The organism is Nonomuraea sp. IBHARD001 (assembly GCF_056106265.1).
In genome coordinates, this window is sequence record NZ_JBWBBW010000002.1 from 6,975,966 (window position 1) to 6,990,275 (window position 14,310).

16 protein-coding genes are annotated in these 14,310 nt (G+C 71.0%); 9 read left to right on the top strand and 7 right to left on the bottom strand.

Translation table 11 applies throughout. The annotated features are described in order from the left end of the window. Positions 1-113 precede the first annotated feature (113 nt). Both ACTWNK_RS33335 and ACTWNK_RS33340 read left to right on the top strand, forming a co-directional pair. Complete coding sequence (locus ACTWNK_RS33335; protein ID WP_474308885.1) at positions 114-1,640, top strand: MFS transporter; 1,527 nt, start codon at positions 114-116, stop codon at positions 1,638-1,640. A 35-nt stretch (positions 1,641-1,675) separates the two neighbouring features. Continuing rightward, entirely contained in the window at positions 1,676-2,344 is a 669-nt protein-coding gene (locus ACTWNK_RS33340; RefSeq protein ID WP_474308886.1) for a DoxX family protein, read from the top strand. On the opposite strand, the gene ACTWNK_RS33345 is transcribed toward ACTWNK_RS33340, so the two are convergent. After that, positions 2,332-2,895 (bottom strand): hypothetical protein, encoded by a 564-nt coding sequence (locus ACTWNK_RS33345; RefSeq protein ID WP_474308887.1) that lies wholly within the window; start codon positions 2,893-2,895, stop codon positions 2,332-2,334. The genes ACTWNK_RS33340 and ACTWNK_RS33345 overlap by 13 nt on opposite strands. A gap of 37 nt (positions 2,896-2,932) precedes the next feature. Between ACTWNK_RS33345 and ACTWNK_RS33350 the strand changes: the two genes are divergently transcribed. Then, positions 2,933-3,598, top strand: coding sequence for a GntR family transcriptional regulator (locus ACTWNK_RS33350; protein WP_474308888.1), 666 nt, complete (start codon positions 2,933-2,935; stop codon positions 3,596-3,598). Positions 3,599-3,606: 8 nt separating this feature from the next. On the opposite strand, the gene ACTWNK_RS33355 is transcribed toward ACTWNK_RS33350, so the two are convergent. Then, positions 3,607-4,557 carry a DMT family transporter gene (locus ACTWNK_RS33355; protein ID WP_474308889.1) on the bottom strand — a complete coding sequence of 317 codons (951 nt, stop codon included), beginning with the start codon at positions 4,555-4,557 and terminating at the stop codon, positions 3,607-3,609. Positions 4,558-4,650: 93 nt separating this feature from the next. Here ACTWNK_RS33355 and ACTWNK_RS33360 point away from each other — a divergent pair, with 93 nt between their 5' ends. Next, positions 4,651-5,334: an alpha/beta fold hydrolase gene (locus ACTWNK_RS33360; RefSeq protein WP_474308890.1), complete on the top strand. Its 684-nt coding sequence runs from the start codon at positions 4,651-4,653 to the stop codon at positions 5,332-5,334. 94 nt (positions 5,335-5,428) lie between these two features. Next, the gene (locus tag ACTWNK_RS33365; RefSeq protein WP_474308891.1) at positions 5,429-6,592 is read left to right on the top strand and encodes a DUF4073 domain-containing protein; all 1,164 of its coding nucleotides are present in this window, start codon (positions 5,429-5,431) and stop codon (positions 6,590-6,592) included. Positions 6,593-6,596: 4 nt separating this feature from the next. Here the strand turns inward: ACTWNK_RS33365 and ACTWNK_RS33370 are convergent, their stop codons facing one another. Further along, positions 6,597-7,481: a hypothetical protein gene (locus tag ACTWNK_RS33370; RefSeq protein ID WP_474308892.1), complete on the bottom strand. Its 885-nt coding sequence runs from the start codon at positions 7,479-7,481 to the stop codon at positions 6,597-6,599. 5 nt (positions 7,482-7,486) lie between these two features. Next, positions 7,487-8,890, bottom strand: coding sequence for a Si-specific NAD(P)(+) transhydrogenase (gene sthA, locus ACTWNK_RS33375; RefSeq protein WP_474308893.1), 1,404 nt, complete (start codon positions 8,888-8,890; stop codon positions 7,487-7,489). Positions 8,891-9,044: 154 nt separating this feature from the next. On the opposite strand from sthA, the gene ACTWNK_RS33380 reads away from it, so the two are divergent. Genes ACTWNK_RS33380 through ACTWNK_RS33395 form a run of 4 tightly spaced genes read left to right on the top strand, consistent with a single transcriptional unit; the run spans position 9,045 to position 12,557 of the window. Beyond that, the gene (locus ACTWNK_RS33380; RefSeq protein WP_474308894.1) at positions 9,045-9,950 is read left to right on the top strand and encodes an ABC transporter ATP-binding protein; all 906 of its coding nucleotides are present in this window, start codon (positions 9,045-9,047) and stop codon (positions 9,948-9,950) included. Next, complete coding sequence (locus ACTWNK_RS33385) at positions 9,947-10,747, top strand: ABC transporter permease subunit (RefSeq protein ID WP_474308895.1); 801 nt, start codon at positions 9,947-9,949, stop codon at positions 10,745-10,747. The genes ACTWNK_RS33380 and ACTWNK_RS33385 overlap by 4 nt, the downstream gene beginning before the upstream one ends. A gap of 17 nt (positions 10,748-10,764) precedes the next feature. Next, positions 10,765-11,910 carry a sensor histidine kinase gene (locus ACTWNK_RS33390; RefSeq protein ID WP_474308896.1) on the top strand — a complete coding sequence of 382 codons (1,146 nt, stop codon included), beginning with the start codon at positions 10,765-10,767 and terminating at the stop codon, positions 11,908-11,910. Then, positions 11,907-12,557: a response regulator gene (locus ACTWNK_RS33395; RefSeq protein WP_474308897.1), complete on the top strand. Its 651-nt coding sequence runs from the start codon at positions 11,907-11,909 to the stop codon at positions 12,555-12,557. Before ACTWNK_RS33390 ends, ACTWNK_RS33395 begins: the two co-directional genes overlap by 4 nt. A gap of 34 nt (positions 12,558-12,591) precedes the next feature. Here the strand turns inward: ACTWNK_RS33395 and ACTWNK_RS33400 are convergent, their stop codons facing one another. The 3 genes from ACTWNK_RS33400 to ACTWNK_RS33410 all read right to left on the bottom strand — a co-directional run bounded on the left by ACTWNK_RS33400 (position 12,592) and on the right by ACTWNK_RS33410 (position 14,294). After that, on the bottom strand, positions 12,592-12,852 hold the full coding sequence (locus tag ACTWNK_RS33400) for a hypothetical protein (RefSeq protein WP_474308898.1): 261 nt from the start codon (positions 12,850-12,852) through the stop codon (positions 12,592-12,594). 92 nt (positions 12,853-12,944) lie between these two features. Further along, complete coding sequence (locus ACTWNK_RS33405) at positions 12,945-13,688, bottom strand: SDR family NAD(P)-dependent oxidoreductase (protein WP_474308899.1); 744 nt, start codon at positions 13,686-13,688, stop codon at positions 12,945-12,947. A gap of 27 nt (positions 13,689-13,715) precedes the next feature. Then, positions 13,716-14,294: a TetR/AcrR family transcriptional regulator gene (locus ACTWNK_RS33410; RefSeq protein WP_474308900.1), complete on the bottom strand. Its 579-nt coding sequence runs from the start codon at positions 14,292-14,294 to the stop codon at positions 13,716-13,718. Between the last annotated feature and the right edge of the window lie 16 nt (positions 14,295-14,310).

Sequence of the window (14,310 nt, forward strand, 5' to 3'; positions counted from 1 at the left end):
CCTGTATCTCTCTAGAGAGGTACGGCACGCACATCCGTTCCCCCGATACCCGTGTCAGGGGGTACGGCATCGCCTAAGCTGCCACGCATGTTCGTGCGGGCTCGACCCGGCACATGACCCTCCTCGGGATCGAGACCGCGTCAGCCACGCGGCGTGCCACCCAGGAGCACCGGGCAGGCCGGTGGTCCGTTCTCGTGCTGCTCAGCCTCAGCCTCCTGCTCATCACCGTCGACGCCACCGTCCTGCACATCGCCGTGCCCGCGCTCACCGCCGCGCTCAGGCCGAGCTCGACCCAGCTGCTGTGGATCATCGACGTGTACTCACTGGTGGTGGCGCCGCTGCTGCTGACGTTCGGCACGCTGGGCGACCGCTACGGCAGGAAGCGGCTGGTGCTGGCCGGGTTCGTGCTGTTCGGGATCGCCTCGGCGGCGGCCGCGGCGGCCTCGACGCCGTTCGCGCTCATCGTGGCCAGGGCCATGCTCGGCGTCGGCGGTGCGATGATCATGCCGGCCACGTTGTCGATCATCAGGCAGGTCTTCATCGACCGCCGCGAACGGGCCATCGCACTCGGCGTGTGGAGCTCGGTCGCCGCGGCGGGCGCGGCCATCGGGCCGCTGATCGGCGCGCTGCTGGTCGAGCACCTGTGGTGGGGCGCGGTCTTCCTGATCAACGTGCCGATCCTGGCCGTGCTGCTGCCCGCCGCCGTCAGGCTGCTGCCCGACTCGCGCGAGCGCCGCGGCCAGCCGTGGGACTCCCTCAGCGCGCTGCTGTCGGTGCTCGGCCTGCTCGCGCTGGCCTTCGGGATCAAGGAGCTCGGCTCGGGGCGGCCAGGCGCGGTCGTCGTGCTGGCGGCGGGCGTGGCGCTGCTGGTGTGGTTCACCCGGCGGCAGCGGCGCATCGCCGTACCCCTGCTGGATGTGGAGCTGTTTCGGCTGCGGGAGTTCAGCACCGGGGTCGCGGGGGTGCTGTTCGGGGTGTTCGCGCTGGTCGGGCTGCAGCTGATGCTGGCGCAGTACCTTCAGCTGGTGCTCGGCGACAGTCCGGTCGGCGCGGCGCTGCGGATGTCGCCGCTCGTGCTCGCCGCGATCGTCGGCGGGCTGACGGCCGCGCATCTGCTGCCCAAGGTGGGGCTGCGGGCCACGATGAGCGGCGGTCTCGCGCTGGTCGCGGTGTCGCTGGCGCCGACGTTGACGTGGGGGGTCGAGGGGCATCCGGTGATGCTCGCCGTGTGCTTCGTCGGCATCGGGTTCGGGGTGCAGGTCGCCCTGCTGGCCGCCTCCGACACGATCATGTCGGCCGTGCCCGAGTCACGGGCGGGCGGCGCGGCCGCGATCGAGGAGACCGCCTACGAGCTCGGCGCCGGACTCGGTGTCGCGGTGCTGGGCACGATCACCTCGGTCGTCTACGCGCCCGCGCTGAAGGCGGTGCCCGGTGTGCCCGCGCCCTCGATGGAGCAGGCGCGCCAGTCGCTGGCGGGCGCGGCGGGCGTCGCCAGGCATCTCGGCGGGCCCACCGGCGACTCCCTGCTCGGCGCCGCACGCTGGGCCTTCGTGCACGCGTTGCACACGACCATCCTGGTGAGCGTCGTCCTGCTCGGCCTCACGGCGGCCGCCGTGGTGGTCCTCATCCGACGCAGGTGAGGTTTGGAATGAAACGCACCGGTCAGACAAATACCGTGAGACGGACCCTCCACGATCTTGCCGCGCTCGCCGCCCGTGTCGGGGTCGGCGGCATCTTCTTCGCCAACGGCTGGCACAAACTCGAAGCGGGCCTCAACGCGACCGAGACCCAGTTCAGCCAGCAGGGCGCGCCCCTGCCCAAGGTGTGGGCGCCCGTCACCATGCTCACCGAGCTGATCGGCGGCGCGCTGCTCGTCGCCGGGCTCGTCGTGTCCGTGCTCGGCCTGATCCTCTTCCTGGAGGCGCTCGCCGTGACCCTCGTCGCGGCCGGTGACGGCGGCATGCCGCTGACCGGCGGCGACATCGAACTCCTCGTCGCGCTCGGCGCCGCCGCCGTCCTGCTGTCGGTCGTCGGGGCCGGTCGGGTGTCGGTCGACCACATGGTCGTCATCCGCCGCCGCGAGGCCGAGGCGGCGGCCGACTTCGCCGCAGACGACGAGGCCGACAAGGTCATCGCCTCCCTGCGCGAGCCCTGGGACACCCCGGCGACTCCCCCGCGCGAGCAGCCCGCGGAGCCCGTCCAGGCCACCGACCCCGTGCCGCCGGCCGACGCCGTCCCCGAGCCCGCCGTGGCAGGCGACACGCTCGTCGCGGGCAAGCCGAAGGCCGCCCGCACGCGCAAGCGGCCCGAGGCTCCCGAGCAGGACCCGCCTCAGTCCCCGTAGGAGAACGAGGTCGCCGCCTTCGGCCCCTCCTCGCGCACCTGGGCGACGGCCGCACGCAGATCGTCGAGGAACGGATCGATGATGTGCTCCATGTGCGGGCTGAGCAGAATGTGCAGCGACGGCGGGGGGAGCGCCGTCGAGACGTCCCACGCCCGCTCCAGCATCACCGCCGACACCGACTCCAGATCCAGCCCCGGATCGGCGAACACGACCAGGATGCCCGCCTCGGGGGGAACCTCCACGCGCAGGCCGTCGATGCCGCCGACCCCCTCGGCCAGGCGGCGCGCACTGCCGTGAATGCTCGCCGCCGCCCGCACGTAGCCCTGCCTGCCGAGCGTGCGCAACGTGGTCCAGGCCGCCGCGATCGTACTGCCCGGCCTGGAGCCGCCGAAGCCGACCCGCTGGTAGCCCCGGTAGTGCCAGCCGGGCTCGGCCAGGGTGAAGGTGTGCAGCCCTCCTAGACCGGCGGACGACCGTGGGCCAGGGCGTGGCGGTGGTCGCAGGGCGCCTGGGGGGTTCGTTCTCTGAGCGCCGGCCAGCGATTGCGCCACAATATTGATGCACATAATTGTGTGTCAAGATGTCCGCATGACAACGCGCGAGACGATGGCAGCCAGCGCTGCCGAGGTAGTCGCCGAGGATCTTCGCAAGCGCCTCCTCCGGCTTGAGCTGTACCCGGGCAGCCCCCTTCGCGAGGCCGAACTGTCGGAGAGGTACGGCGCCGGCAGGCACACCGTGCGGGCCGCGCTGGCCAAGCTCGAAGCCGAAGGCGTGCTCGTCCACGACCGCCACCGAGGCGCACGGGTACGCGAGTTCGACTCCTACGACGTCAACGACGCCTTCGACCTGCGCGAAGCGCTGGAGATCGAGGCCGTGCGCCTGCTCTGCGCACGGCGGCCCCCGCTGGACGGCCTGCGTGCCGCCGTCGATCGGCTCGACGCCCTGGAGACGGTGGAGCGGCAGACCGGCTCGGCCGACTCCACGCTGGAAGCCCTCGCGGCCGATCGGCTGGTGCATCGGGCGCTCATCGAGGCGACCGGGAGCATGCGGATGGTGCGGGCCTACGACAGCATCGACACCGAGATCGCCTATTGCTACGCGCTCTGCCGTGCCACGTCGATGCCGCCCGACAACCACGAGCACCGCAGGCTGCTCAACGCCCTCACGGCCGCCGACGAGCCGGCGGCGCTGGCCCTGCTCGTGCCGCATCTGGACGCCGCACGCGCGCAGTGCCTCACGGCGGTGCGCCGCTGAGGGCCCGCCTACCTGTGCGTCGCCGTCTCGGGCGTCCGGTCGCGACGTCCGAGCCGCAGGGCGCCCTGGGTCATCGCGATGCCCGCGAGGATGACGATCGCGCCGACGGGCTGGTTCCAGGCGATGTGCTCGTTGAGGATCAGCACGCCGGAGATGGTGGCGAAGACAGGCAGCAGATACGTCACGGTCGAGGTGGTGGTCACGCCAGCCAGCTTCTGCACCCGGTACAGCAGCAGATAGGCGAAGCCGGTCCCGAACGCGCCGAGCGCCGCGACACTCCACCAGGCCGTCGCCGAGGCATCCGCCGGAACCACGGCGACACCCGCGATGAGCGTGATGACCAGCAGTTGCACGGTCCCGCTCAGCAACTGCCCGGTCGCCAGCACGACCGGCGGCTCACTGCGCCTGCCGGTGACGAACCTCCCCAGATAGGAACCGCCGATGCCGTAGCACAGCGCCGCGCCGAAGCAGGCGAGGCTGCCCGCGACCTGGCCGCCCTCCAGCGGCTGCCACACGCCGAGCACCACCATGACCCCGGCGAAGCCGAGCCCGAGACCGGCCATCCTGCCGCCGGTCGGCTTCTCGCTGCGCAGCAGCAGGGTGAAGGCGAGGGTGCACAGCGGCGTGGTCGCATTCCAGATCGCGGCCACGACCGACGAGACGTACTGCTCGCCGTACGCGAAGAGGGTGAAGGGCAGGGTGGTCAGGACGACGGAGGCGACCTGGAAGTGGCCCCAGAGCTTGGGGTCGCGCGGCAGGGCCTGACGGGTGGCGACCAGCACCAGCACCAGCGCGGTCGTGCCGATCGCCATCCGGGTGAGCGAGACCTGCAGCGGGTGCATCTCGGCGACGGCGTTCTTTATGAAGAAGAAAGAGTTGCCCCACACTACGGCCAGCACCAGGTAAGCGGGCAGCCACCGCCCCACGTTCTTGGTGCCCTTGATGCCCTTGGTGCTCACGCCACGCCTTTCCCGCTCAGAAGTGTAAGGAGCGTAGCGGGGTACGGGCGTGATGCCCAGGGTTTTGTCGGTCTATCGAACTATCGTTCAAATATGGCAGCATTTCTATTGATTCCAGGTGCCGGGTGCACCGCGTGGTACTGGGAGCCGCTGGCCGGTGAGCTGCGGCGGCGTGGACATCAGGCACTGCCCGTCGACCTGCCGTGCGACGACGACGGGGCCGGGTTCGAGGACTATGCCGAGGCGGCCGTCGCCGTCGCGGCCGAGCGCCAGGAGGGACCGCTGGTCGTGGTGGCGCACTCGCTCGGCGGCTTCACCGCTCCCCTGGTGTGCGAGCGACTGCCCGTCGATCGGCTGGTCCTGGTGACGGCGATGATCGGCTCGCCGGGCGAGGCACCGGGCGACTGGTGGGGCAACACCGGCCTCGAAACCGCGCGCAAGGAGTTCGCGGCCGAGTCGGAGCTGACGCCGGAGGAGATGGACGACTGCTTCTACCACGACGTGGAGTGCGCGCTGGCCGCCGCGGTCTCGCGCACGGAGAAGGATCAGTCCAGTACGCCGATGGAGCGGCCTTGGCCGGTCACGGCCTGGCCGGAGGTGGCGACGAGGTTCCTCGTGTGCACGCGCGACCGCCTCTTCCCGCCCGCGTTCGTGCGTGCCGTCCTGGCCGAGCGGCTGCCCGGCGTGCCCGCCGACGAGATCGCCTCCGGGCACATGCCGATGCTGGCCAGACCGGCGGAGCTCGCCGACTATCTGATTTCCCAATCAACGTCATAGAAGATGCCTATTTAGCCACAAATTTCACTACATGCCTTGTTTGGGCGTTTTGGTGATCAGCTTGTGGTCATCCTGCGGCCATGGGATCTCCTACGTGAACCACACCCTCAAGAAGATCACCGTGGCGGGCGGCGCGCTCGCCGTCGCCATGGGCCTGGCCATGACCGGCTCGGCCGCCTCCGCCGACCCGGCCGCCGGCAAGGTCACCTTCAATGTGATCAGCGACGTGCAGGGCGACCTGGCCGACTTCGGCCGTGCGCTCGACCAGATCAAGGCGGTCAACCCCGAAGGCAGGGCGCTGGTCGTCAACGGCGACATCACCCCGCGCGGCTACGATTTCGAGTACGCCGCCGTCAAGCAGGTCCTCGACGCCAAGCCGCACCCGGCCGACACCTTCTTCACCATCGGCAACCACGAGTTCTACGTGCCGAAGTACTGCAACCCGAACAAGCTCTGCCAGAACACCTGGCCCAACGGCACCGCCGAGTCCACGCTGTTCAAGAACTTCTACGACTTCACCGGCCTGGACAAGGTGTACTACGAGCGTGTCGTCGGCGGCGTGCCGATGCTCTTCCTCGGCACCGAGAAGTACATGAAGTACCACGACGCCACCAAGTGGGACGAGGTCTGGTTCAGCGAGGAGCAGCTCGGCTGGCTGGAGCAGCGCCTGGCGCACTGGGCGGCCCAGGGCAAGCCCGCCTTCGTCTTCTCCCACCACGTGCTGCCCGACACCGTCTCCGGCAGCCGCAACAAGCTCTACTCGGCCGACTACCTGCAGGCCGACCGGCTGATGAAGGCGCTCGGCCGCTACAAGGACGTCTTCCTGTTCACCTCGCACACCCACTGGGACCTGAACCTGGCCGACTGGGCCGTGCGCAAGGTCGTCCCCGGCACCGGCAACCTCGAAGGCTTCACGGTCGTCAACACCGGCGCCGTCCAGACCCAGTGGACCGACGACGGAGCCGGAGGCGAGAAGGCGCTGAGCGGCTCGGAGAACAGCGGCCTGCAGGTCGAGGTGAGCGGCGGCGAGGTCCTCATCAGGGCACGCGACTTCTACCGCAACTCCTGGGTGAAGGAGCTGCGGGTGCCCCTGCACACCCCGTGCACGGCCACGCCGTGGGCCAACACGATGGTCTACGAGAAGGGCCAGACCGTGACCTGGCAGGGCCAGGCCTGGCGCGCCAAGTGGTGGACCCGCAACCAGGAGCCCACCCCCGCCAGCCCGCACGGCCCGTGGGAGGCCGTCGGCGCCTGCTGACCCCTCACAGCCTCAGCTTCCGCAGGAGGCCCTTGACCTCGTCGTCCGGCGTGGCCTCCAGGTAGATGTTCTCGACCTCGCAGAGCCCGCCCCGGACGACGAGCTCGGCCGGAGGCCCCGACGCGTAGGTGAACACGAGCCTCGTCGCCGGGCCAGGACCCGGCTCGCACGTGCCGTCCAGTGGCCGGCGCCCGAGCAGGTTGAGCGCCTTGGCCAGGGCGTCGGCGTCCGTGCCGACCTGCCGGGGACGGGCGGAGGAGGGGCCGCACACGGTGAGCCCGGTCGGCCCCTCGGGCACCAGGTACCTCTCCTGACCGCGGCGCCCGCTTCCCCGGCCGCACAGGCCCTCCAGCGGCACCTGGAAGGACCTCCAGCGCCCGGAGGTGTAGGAGGCGTCGATCAGGTCGCCGATGTAGGCGCCCGTCTTCAGGGTGCCGTTGGTCGTGGTCGCACAGAGGTTGACGTCACGCGCCGTGCCGATCCAGGACGAGGCGCCGTCGGCGTGGGTCAGGCTGATCAGGTAGTTCGCCGGAGGGTCGGCCATCAGGGTGCACGCCCTCGGTGAGAAGCCCAGGGGCACCAGGTTCAGATCGGCGGTCATGGCCGACAGGTCGGACTCGGGCAGCTGGACCCGGGCCTGCAGCGCCCCCTGCCCGCCGTAGCGGCAGATCGCCGCCTCGAAGGGGATGTCCGGCACGAGCCGTTCGCCCGAAGTTCTGCCCTCGGCCGGGGCCCAGCCCCCCGCCTTCCCCGGGCTGCCGCCCCAGCGCGCCGGGCACGGCGCCGCCGTCGCCGGTGCGGCCTCGGGCGCACTTCCGCAGCCGGACAGCAGCAACACCAGGCACCCGGCGAGCACCGGTCTCGTCCACGGCATGGCCACGATCCCCATCGGCCTCACAGTTCGAATCGTTCCACCCTGCGCAGCTTGTTCATCGCGTCCAGCGCCGCCACCTTGTACGACTCGGCCAGGGTCGGATAGTTGAACACCGCGTCGACCAGGTAGTCGATCGTGCCGCCGCAGCCCATCACCGCCTGGCCGATGTGCAGGAGCTCGGTGGCGCCCGTGCCGAAGACGTGCACGCCGAGCAGGGAACGGTCCTCGGGCGAGACCAGCAGCTTGAGCATGCCGTACGTGTCGCCGATGATCTGGCCGCGTGCCAGTTCGCGGTAGCGGGAGATGCCGACCTCGAACGGGACGTGCGAGCCGGTCAGCTCGTCCTCGGTCCTGCCGATGAAGGAGATCTCCGGGATGGTGTAGATGCCGATCGGCTGCAGGTGGTGCAGGCCGCGCAGCGGCTCCTCGCAGGCGTGGTGCGCGGCGATGCGGCCCTGTTCCATGGAGGTCGCCGCCAGCGAGGGGAAGCCGATGACGTCGCCGACGGCATAGATGTGCGGCACGGCGGTGCGATAGAACTCGTCGACGCCGATGCGGCCCCTGTCGTCGGCGCTCAGCCCGGCCGCCTGCAGTTCGAGCGCGTCGGTCATGCCGTGGCGGCCCGCCGAGTACATGACGGTCTCGGCGGGGATCTTCTTGCCGCTCTCCAGCAGGGTGAGCGCGCCGCGCGGACGGCGCTCGACGGCCGCGACCGTCTCGCCGAACCTGAAGGTGACCGCCAGGTCGCGCAGGTGGTACTTCAGCGCCTCGACGATCTCCAGGTCGCAGAAGTCCAGCATGCGGTCGCGCCGCTCGACGACCGTGACCTTGGTGCCGAGCGCGGCGAACATCGAGGCGTACTCGATGCCGATCACCCCGGCGCCGACCACGACCATCGTGTCGGGCACGGCGGACATGTTCAGGATGCCGTCCGAGTCGATGATCGTCTCTTCGTCGAACTCCACCGATTCCGGTCTGGCCGGGCGGGTCCCGGTGGCGATGATGATCTTGTCTGCGGTGACCTTGACATCGCGGCCGCCGTCGTCGAGCACCGACATCGTGTGCGGGTCGACGAACCTGGCCGAACCCGTCAGCACCGTCACGTGGTTGCGGGCGAGCTGGCTGCGGATGACGTCGACCTCCCTGCCGATCACATGCTGGGTCCTGATCCCCAGGTCCGCGACCGTGATCTCCTCCTTCACCCGGTAGCTCTGGCCGTACATCTCACGCTGGTTGAGGCCGGTCAGGTACAGCACCGCCTCGCGCAGGGTCTTGGAGGGAATGGTGCCGGTGTTGATGCAGACGCCGCCGATCATGTTGCGGCGCTCGACAATGCCTACGCGCTTCTCCAGTTTGGCCGCGGCGATCGCCGCCTTCTGGCCGCCGGGGCCAGATCCCACCACAAGGACATCGAAGTCGGTCACATCGCCAGTGTGCTGGCAGGCGGCGGCCGGGAGAAGCCTCCGCGACGGGATGTCGGCCGCCATTCACCACGCGTGCGTATGGGGGTGTACCGCCATACGGCTCGACGGCTCGCCCCCATGGCCCGGGCCCGGCCGCGCCCCTAGCGTCGTACGGGTGATCAGTTTGCGGGCCGTGACCAAGAGATACGGCGACAAGACGGCGGTCGACGACCTGTCGATCGAGATCAGGGCGGGTGCGGTGACCGGCTTCCTGGGGCCCAACGGCTCGGGCAAGTCCACCACCATGCGCATGATCCTCGGTCTCGACCGGCCGACCAGCGGGCAGGCGCTCATCGACGGGCGGCCCTACCACTCCTACCCCCACCCCCTGCGCAAGGTCGGCGCCCTGCTGGACGCCAAGGCGCTGCACCCGGGCCGCAGCATCCGGGCGCACCTGACCGCGACCGCGCGCAGCAACGGCATCTCGCGCGGGCGGGTCGCCGAGGTGCTGGACCTCGTGGGACTGAGCGAGGTGGCCAGGCGGCGGGCGCGCACGCTGTCGCTCGGGATGAGCCAGCGGCTCGGCATCGCGTGCGCGCTGCTCGGCGACCCCGAGGTGGTGATGTTCGACGAGCCGGTCAACGGGCTCGACCCCGACGGCGTGCGGTGGATCAGGACGCTCATGCGCTCGATGGCCGACGAGGGGCGCACGGTGTTCGTCTCCAGCCATCTGATGAGCGAGATGCAGCTGACCGCCGACCACCTCGTGGTCATCGGCAGGGGCAGGCTGATCGCCGACGCGCCGCTGGCCGAGGTGATCGCGGGCAGCTCCCTCAGCGCCGTCACCGTCCGCAGCCCGCACGCGGGCGCACTCGCCGCCGCCCTGGTCGCCGCCGGTCTGAAGGTGGTACGGCAGGGCGAGCACGAACTCGTCGCCACCGGCGCGACCGTCGAACGCGTGGGCGACCTGGCCTTCGAGGCCGGATTCCGGCTGCACGAACTGAGCCCGCGCGAGGCCTCGCTCGAACAGGCCTACCAGGAGCTGACCACGAGCAGCGTCGAATACGGGGTACGGGCATGACGGCGACACGCACTCTGGACGCGGCCTCGGCCGAGTGGGGCAAGCTCTGGTCGGTGCGCTCGACCTGGTGGTGCCTGCTCGGCAGCCTGGCCGTACTCGGTCTCGGCACGCTGACCATGGGCGGCGGCACGATCAGCCAGGCGCTCAACGACGGGGCCGGGCACGTGGTGCTGCCGCTGGGCGACTCGGTGGGCTCGGCCGCGGCGTTCGCGGTGTTCGGCTTCGCCACACTGGCCCTGCTGGCGATCACCGGCGAGTACGACTCGGGCTCCATCCGCTCCACCCTCCAGGCCACGCCCGTACGCGGCCGGGTGCTCACGGCCAAGGCGCTGGTGCTCGCGCCCGTGCTCGGCGTGGCCGGTCTGGTGGGAGGCGCCGCGTCGGCGGTGGTGTCGTGGGTGGCCTTCCCACCGCTGTTCGGCCGGGGCGGTCACGTGACGCTGCCCGCCGACGAGATCGTGCTCGACGTGGCGGCGCTCGGCGCGTTCTGCGCGTTGCTCGCCCTGATCGCCCTGGGTCTCGGCACGGCGCTGCGCAGTACGGCGGGCGGGCTGACCGTGCTGTTCATGATGATGGTCGGGCTGCCGATGATGCTGATGATGACCGGCGTCTCGTTCGCCGTCGAGCTGTCGTTGCGGATGCCGCTGTTCGCCGGGCTCGCCCTGGTCGACGCGGCCGAGACGCTGACCGGCTCGCCGATGCCGTACGGGCGGGCCGAAGGGCTGGCCTGGCTGGCCGGGTGGACGGTGCTGTCGCTGGTCGCCGGTCTGCTCGTGCTGCGCAGGCGCGACGCCTGAGCCTAGACTTCCCGGCTGTGACGGGGCATGGGGCGAGGCTGACACGGGCGCTGGCAGGCGTCGTGATCGGGCTGCTCACCGCGGTGGCCGAGCTCGGCTTCCTGGCCGTCGTCCCGCTGCTGGGCGCGGACCGGGCCCGCCGGGCGGCCGATCGGCTGACGGGCTGGGAGCGGGCCAGGCTGGCCTCGTGCTTCGGCCTGGTCCTGGCCCCGAGCGGACGCGGACGCGTCTACGCCTATCTCGCCTCGCGTGCCGTGGTCGGCCTGCTCGGCGGGTACCTCGTCCTGGCCGGGTGGTTCGTCGGCGGGCTGCTGCTGGCCGGGTCGTCGTGGGCGCTGGTGACCGGCGGCGCCGACCTGGTGTGGCTGCGGCTGCCCGGGTTCAGCCTGGCCACCCGGGCCTGGACGCTCGGCCTGGGCGGAGCCGCCCTGACGATGGCGCTGTCGGCGGTGTGCACCTATGCCGTGGTCGCGGCCGAGCGGCTGCTGGCCCTGCGTTTCGTCGGGCCCGACCGGCAGGAGGTCATGCGGCTGCGCATCGACGAGCTGACCGCGACCAGGTCAGGCATCGTCGCGGCCGTCGACGACGAACGCAGGCGCATCGAACGCGACCTGCACGACGGCGTGCAGCAACGCGGCGTCGCCCTGTCGATGCTGCTGGGCCGGGCTGCGCACACGAGCGACCCGGCCAAGGCCGCGGACCTGGTCGGCCAGGCCTACGCCGAGTCGCGCACGCTGCTGGACGAGCTGCGCAGTGTGGCCTGGCGCGTCTACCCGACCGCGCTCGACGAACTCGGGCTGCGGGCGGCGCTGGCCGGGCTCGCCGAGCGTTCGGGCGCGCCGGTGAGCGTGCACTACGGCCTGGCCGCCGAGCCCGTGCGGGAGGCGGCGACCGCCCTGTACTTCGTGACCAGGGAAAGCGTCACCAACGCCATCAAGCACGCCCGCGCGACTGACATCCTGGTGCGTGTGAGCGAGGACGGTTCGACCCTGCGGGTGGTGGTCTCCGACGACGGCGTGGGCGGCGCCGACGGCAACGGCGGCGGGCTCGCCGGACTGGCCCGGCGGGTGCTGGCGCTGGACGGCACGTTCGAGGTGCACAGCCCCCGGGGCGGCCCGACGACGATCACCGCGACCCTCCCCAAACCCGGAGGCGTGCGATGAGGCTGGTGCTCGCCGACGACTCGGTCCTGCTGCGCGAAGGGCTGTCACGGCTGCTGCAGGACGTGGGGCACGAGGTGCTGGCCGCCGTGGGCGACGCGGAGAGCCTGCTGGCGGCCGTGGCCGAGCATCGGCCCGACGTCGCCGTCGTGGACGTGCGCATGCCGCCCGGCCACACCGACGAGGGCCTGCGCGCCGCACTGGAGATCCGCTCACGCTGGCCGGACGTCGGGGTGCTGGTGCTGTCGCAGTACGTCGAGAAGTCCTATGCGGCCAAGCTGCTGACCGGGGACACGACCGGGCTGGGCTACCTGCTGAAGGACAGGGTGTCGGAGGTGCACGACTTCCTGGCCTCGCTGGAGCGCGTCGGGCACGGCGGCGCCGCCTTCGACCCCGAGGTCGTCCGCCAGCTCCTGGCCAGGACCGCACGCGCCGATCCCCTGAGCAGGCTGAGCCCGCGTGAGCGCGAGACGCTCGAACTCCTGGCGCAGGGCCTGGTCAATCCCGCCATCGCCGAGCGCATGCACGTGTCGCTGAGCACGGTGGAAAAGCACGTCAACGCGGTGTTCGACAAGCTCGGCCTGGCCGCAACGCCCGGGTACAGCCGCAGGGTGCTGGCCGTGCTCCGCTACCTCGACGAGGAGTCCTGAGCGCGGGCACGACCCGGCGTGTGCGGGGCGGGGTTCACGGCCATTGGGCGGGGACGCCCGCCATCACCCTGTCCACGATCGCGGTCGCGCCCTCCTGCCTGGCGCAGTGCGCGCAGCAGTACCAGCGCCTGTCGACCTGGACGCCATGGCCGATCACCTTGGCCCCGCAGTGCTCGCAGATCGGGGCCATGGCCTGGATCGCGCACTGGAAGGAGTCGAACGTGTGCACCGCGCCCTGGGCGTGCACTTCGAACGACATGTCGTAGTCATTGCCGCAGACTTCGCAGACGGCCATCGGGTCCCCCACCTCTCACCGTGCTTCTCCTGGCCGGAGATACCCAGGTCAGAGGGGGGAGCCCAGGGCTTTGACGAATGCTGACCGAAGCCTTACGCCGCGGCGCCGCCGTCGACCACCAGGTCGGTGCCGACCGCGAAGCCCGCCTCGTCCGAGGCCAGGTACAGCACGGCCGAGGCGATCTCCGCGAGCGTGCCCACGCGGCCGATCGGGTTGCCGCTCCGCATCCGCTCGTCGCGGTCGGCCACGCTCTCGCCCGGACGCATGGACATGGGCGTGTCGCTCGCTCCCGGGCTGACGGCGTTGACGCGGATGCCGTGGCGGATGTGGTCGAGCGCCGCCGACCTGGTCAGGGCGCTGACGGCGGCCTTGCTCGCGATGTAGGCGCCGAGCCCCTCCAGCCTGCGGTGCGCGCCCAGGTTGGAGGCGGTGTTGACGATCACGCCGCCGCCGTTGGCCCGCATGTGCGCCACCTCGTACTTCATCGACAGCCACACGCTGCTCACATTGACCTCCAGCAGGCGTCTCCACTCCTCGGTGGCCAGGCCCTCGACCGTGCCCGCCGCGAAGGTGCCCGCGTTGTTGAAGGCGACGTCGAGCCCGCCGTACCTGCTCACCACCGTCTCCACCATGCGGGCGGCGTCCTCCTCGCGGGTGAGGTCGGCCGTGACGTGGCTCGCCTCGCCGCCCAGCAGCGCCACGGTCTCGGCCAGCGGCCCCGCCGTGCGCCCGGCGACCACGACCCTGGCGCCTTCACGGGCGAACGCCTCCGCCGTCGCCCTGCCGATCCCCGAGCCGCCCCCTGTCACCAGGACGATCTTTCCGGCAAAACGCATGACTCCTCCAAGTGAATTCAAGACCGATCAGTCCAACAAAGACAGCGCCTGCTCGGCCGCCTCCCTGATCCGCACGGGATCGGGCCCCGCCTTGGCCAGCACGCGCATGCCCTGCAGCACGGTCAGCAGCAGCCTCGCCACCGCGTGCGGGTCCCTGCCCTGCGGCAGCTCCCCCTGGGCGGCGGCCCTGACGAGGGCGGAGGTGAGGGCGACCTCGATGCGGTCCCACGCCCGCCGTACCTGGGAGGCGGCCTCCTCGTCGTGGGGGGCGAGCTCGATCGCGGTGTTGACCACGAAACAGCCCAGCCGCTCGACATCGGTGGCGGCCTCTTCGGCGTAGTGCCTGACCAGTGCCTTCACCGCGGGAAGCGCGGGCCCCGGCTGCGAGAGCAGGACGACGGGATCGACCCTGGACTCCAGGTAACGCGCGAGCGCCCGCATGTAGAGCTCACGCTTGGCCCCGAACGTGGCATACAGGCTCGCCCGCGCCACCCCCAGATGCTCGACCAGATCGCCCATCGACGTCGCCTCGTAGCCGCGCGCCCAGAACAGCTCGAGCGCCAGCCCGAGCGCCACATCGGGATCGAACTCCTTCGTCCTCGCCATGCCCGGAACCGTACGC

Coding starts and splice junctions, on each gene's coding strand:
- ACTWNK_RS33335 (WP_474308885.1), top strand. CDS start 114: ATGACCCTCCTCGGGATCGAGACCGCGTCAGCCACGCGGCGTGCCACC.
- ACTWNK_RS33350 (WP_474308888.1), top strand. CDS start 2,933: ATGACAACGCGCGAGACGATGGCAGCCAGCGCTGCCGAGGTAGTCGCC.
- ACTWNK_RS33360 (WP_474308890.1), top strand. CDS start 4,651: ATGGCAGCATTTCTATTGATTCCAGGTGCCGGGTGCACCGCGTGGTAC.
- ACTWNK_RS33370 (WP_474308892.1), bottom strand. CDS start 7,481: ATGGGGATCGTGGCCATGCCGTGGACGAGACCGGTGCTCGCCGGGTGC.
- ACTWNK_RS33385 (WP_474308895.1), top strand. CDS start 9,947: ATGACGGCGACACGCACTCTGGACGCGGCCTCGGCCGAGTGGGGCAAG.
- ACTWNK_RS33395 (WP_474308897.1), top strand. CDS start 11,907: ATGAGGCTGGTGCTCGCCGACGACTCGGTCCTGCTGCGCGAAGGGCTG.
- ACTWNK_RS33400 (WP_474308898.1), bottom strand. CDS start 12,852: ATGGCCGTCTGCGAAGTCTGCGGCAATGACTACGACATGTCGTTCGAA.
- ACTWNK_RS33405 (WP_474308899.1), bottom strand. CDS start 13,688: ATGCGTTTTGCCGGAAAGATCGTCCTGGTGACAGGGGGCGGCTCGGGG.
- ACTWNK_RS33410 (WP_474308900.1), bottom strand. CDS start 14,294: ATGGCGAGGACGAAGGAGTTCGATCCCGATGTGGCGCTCGGGCTGGCG.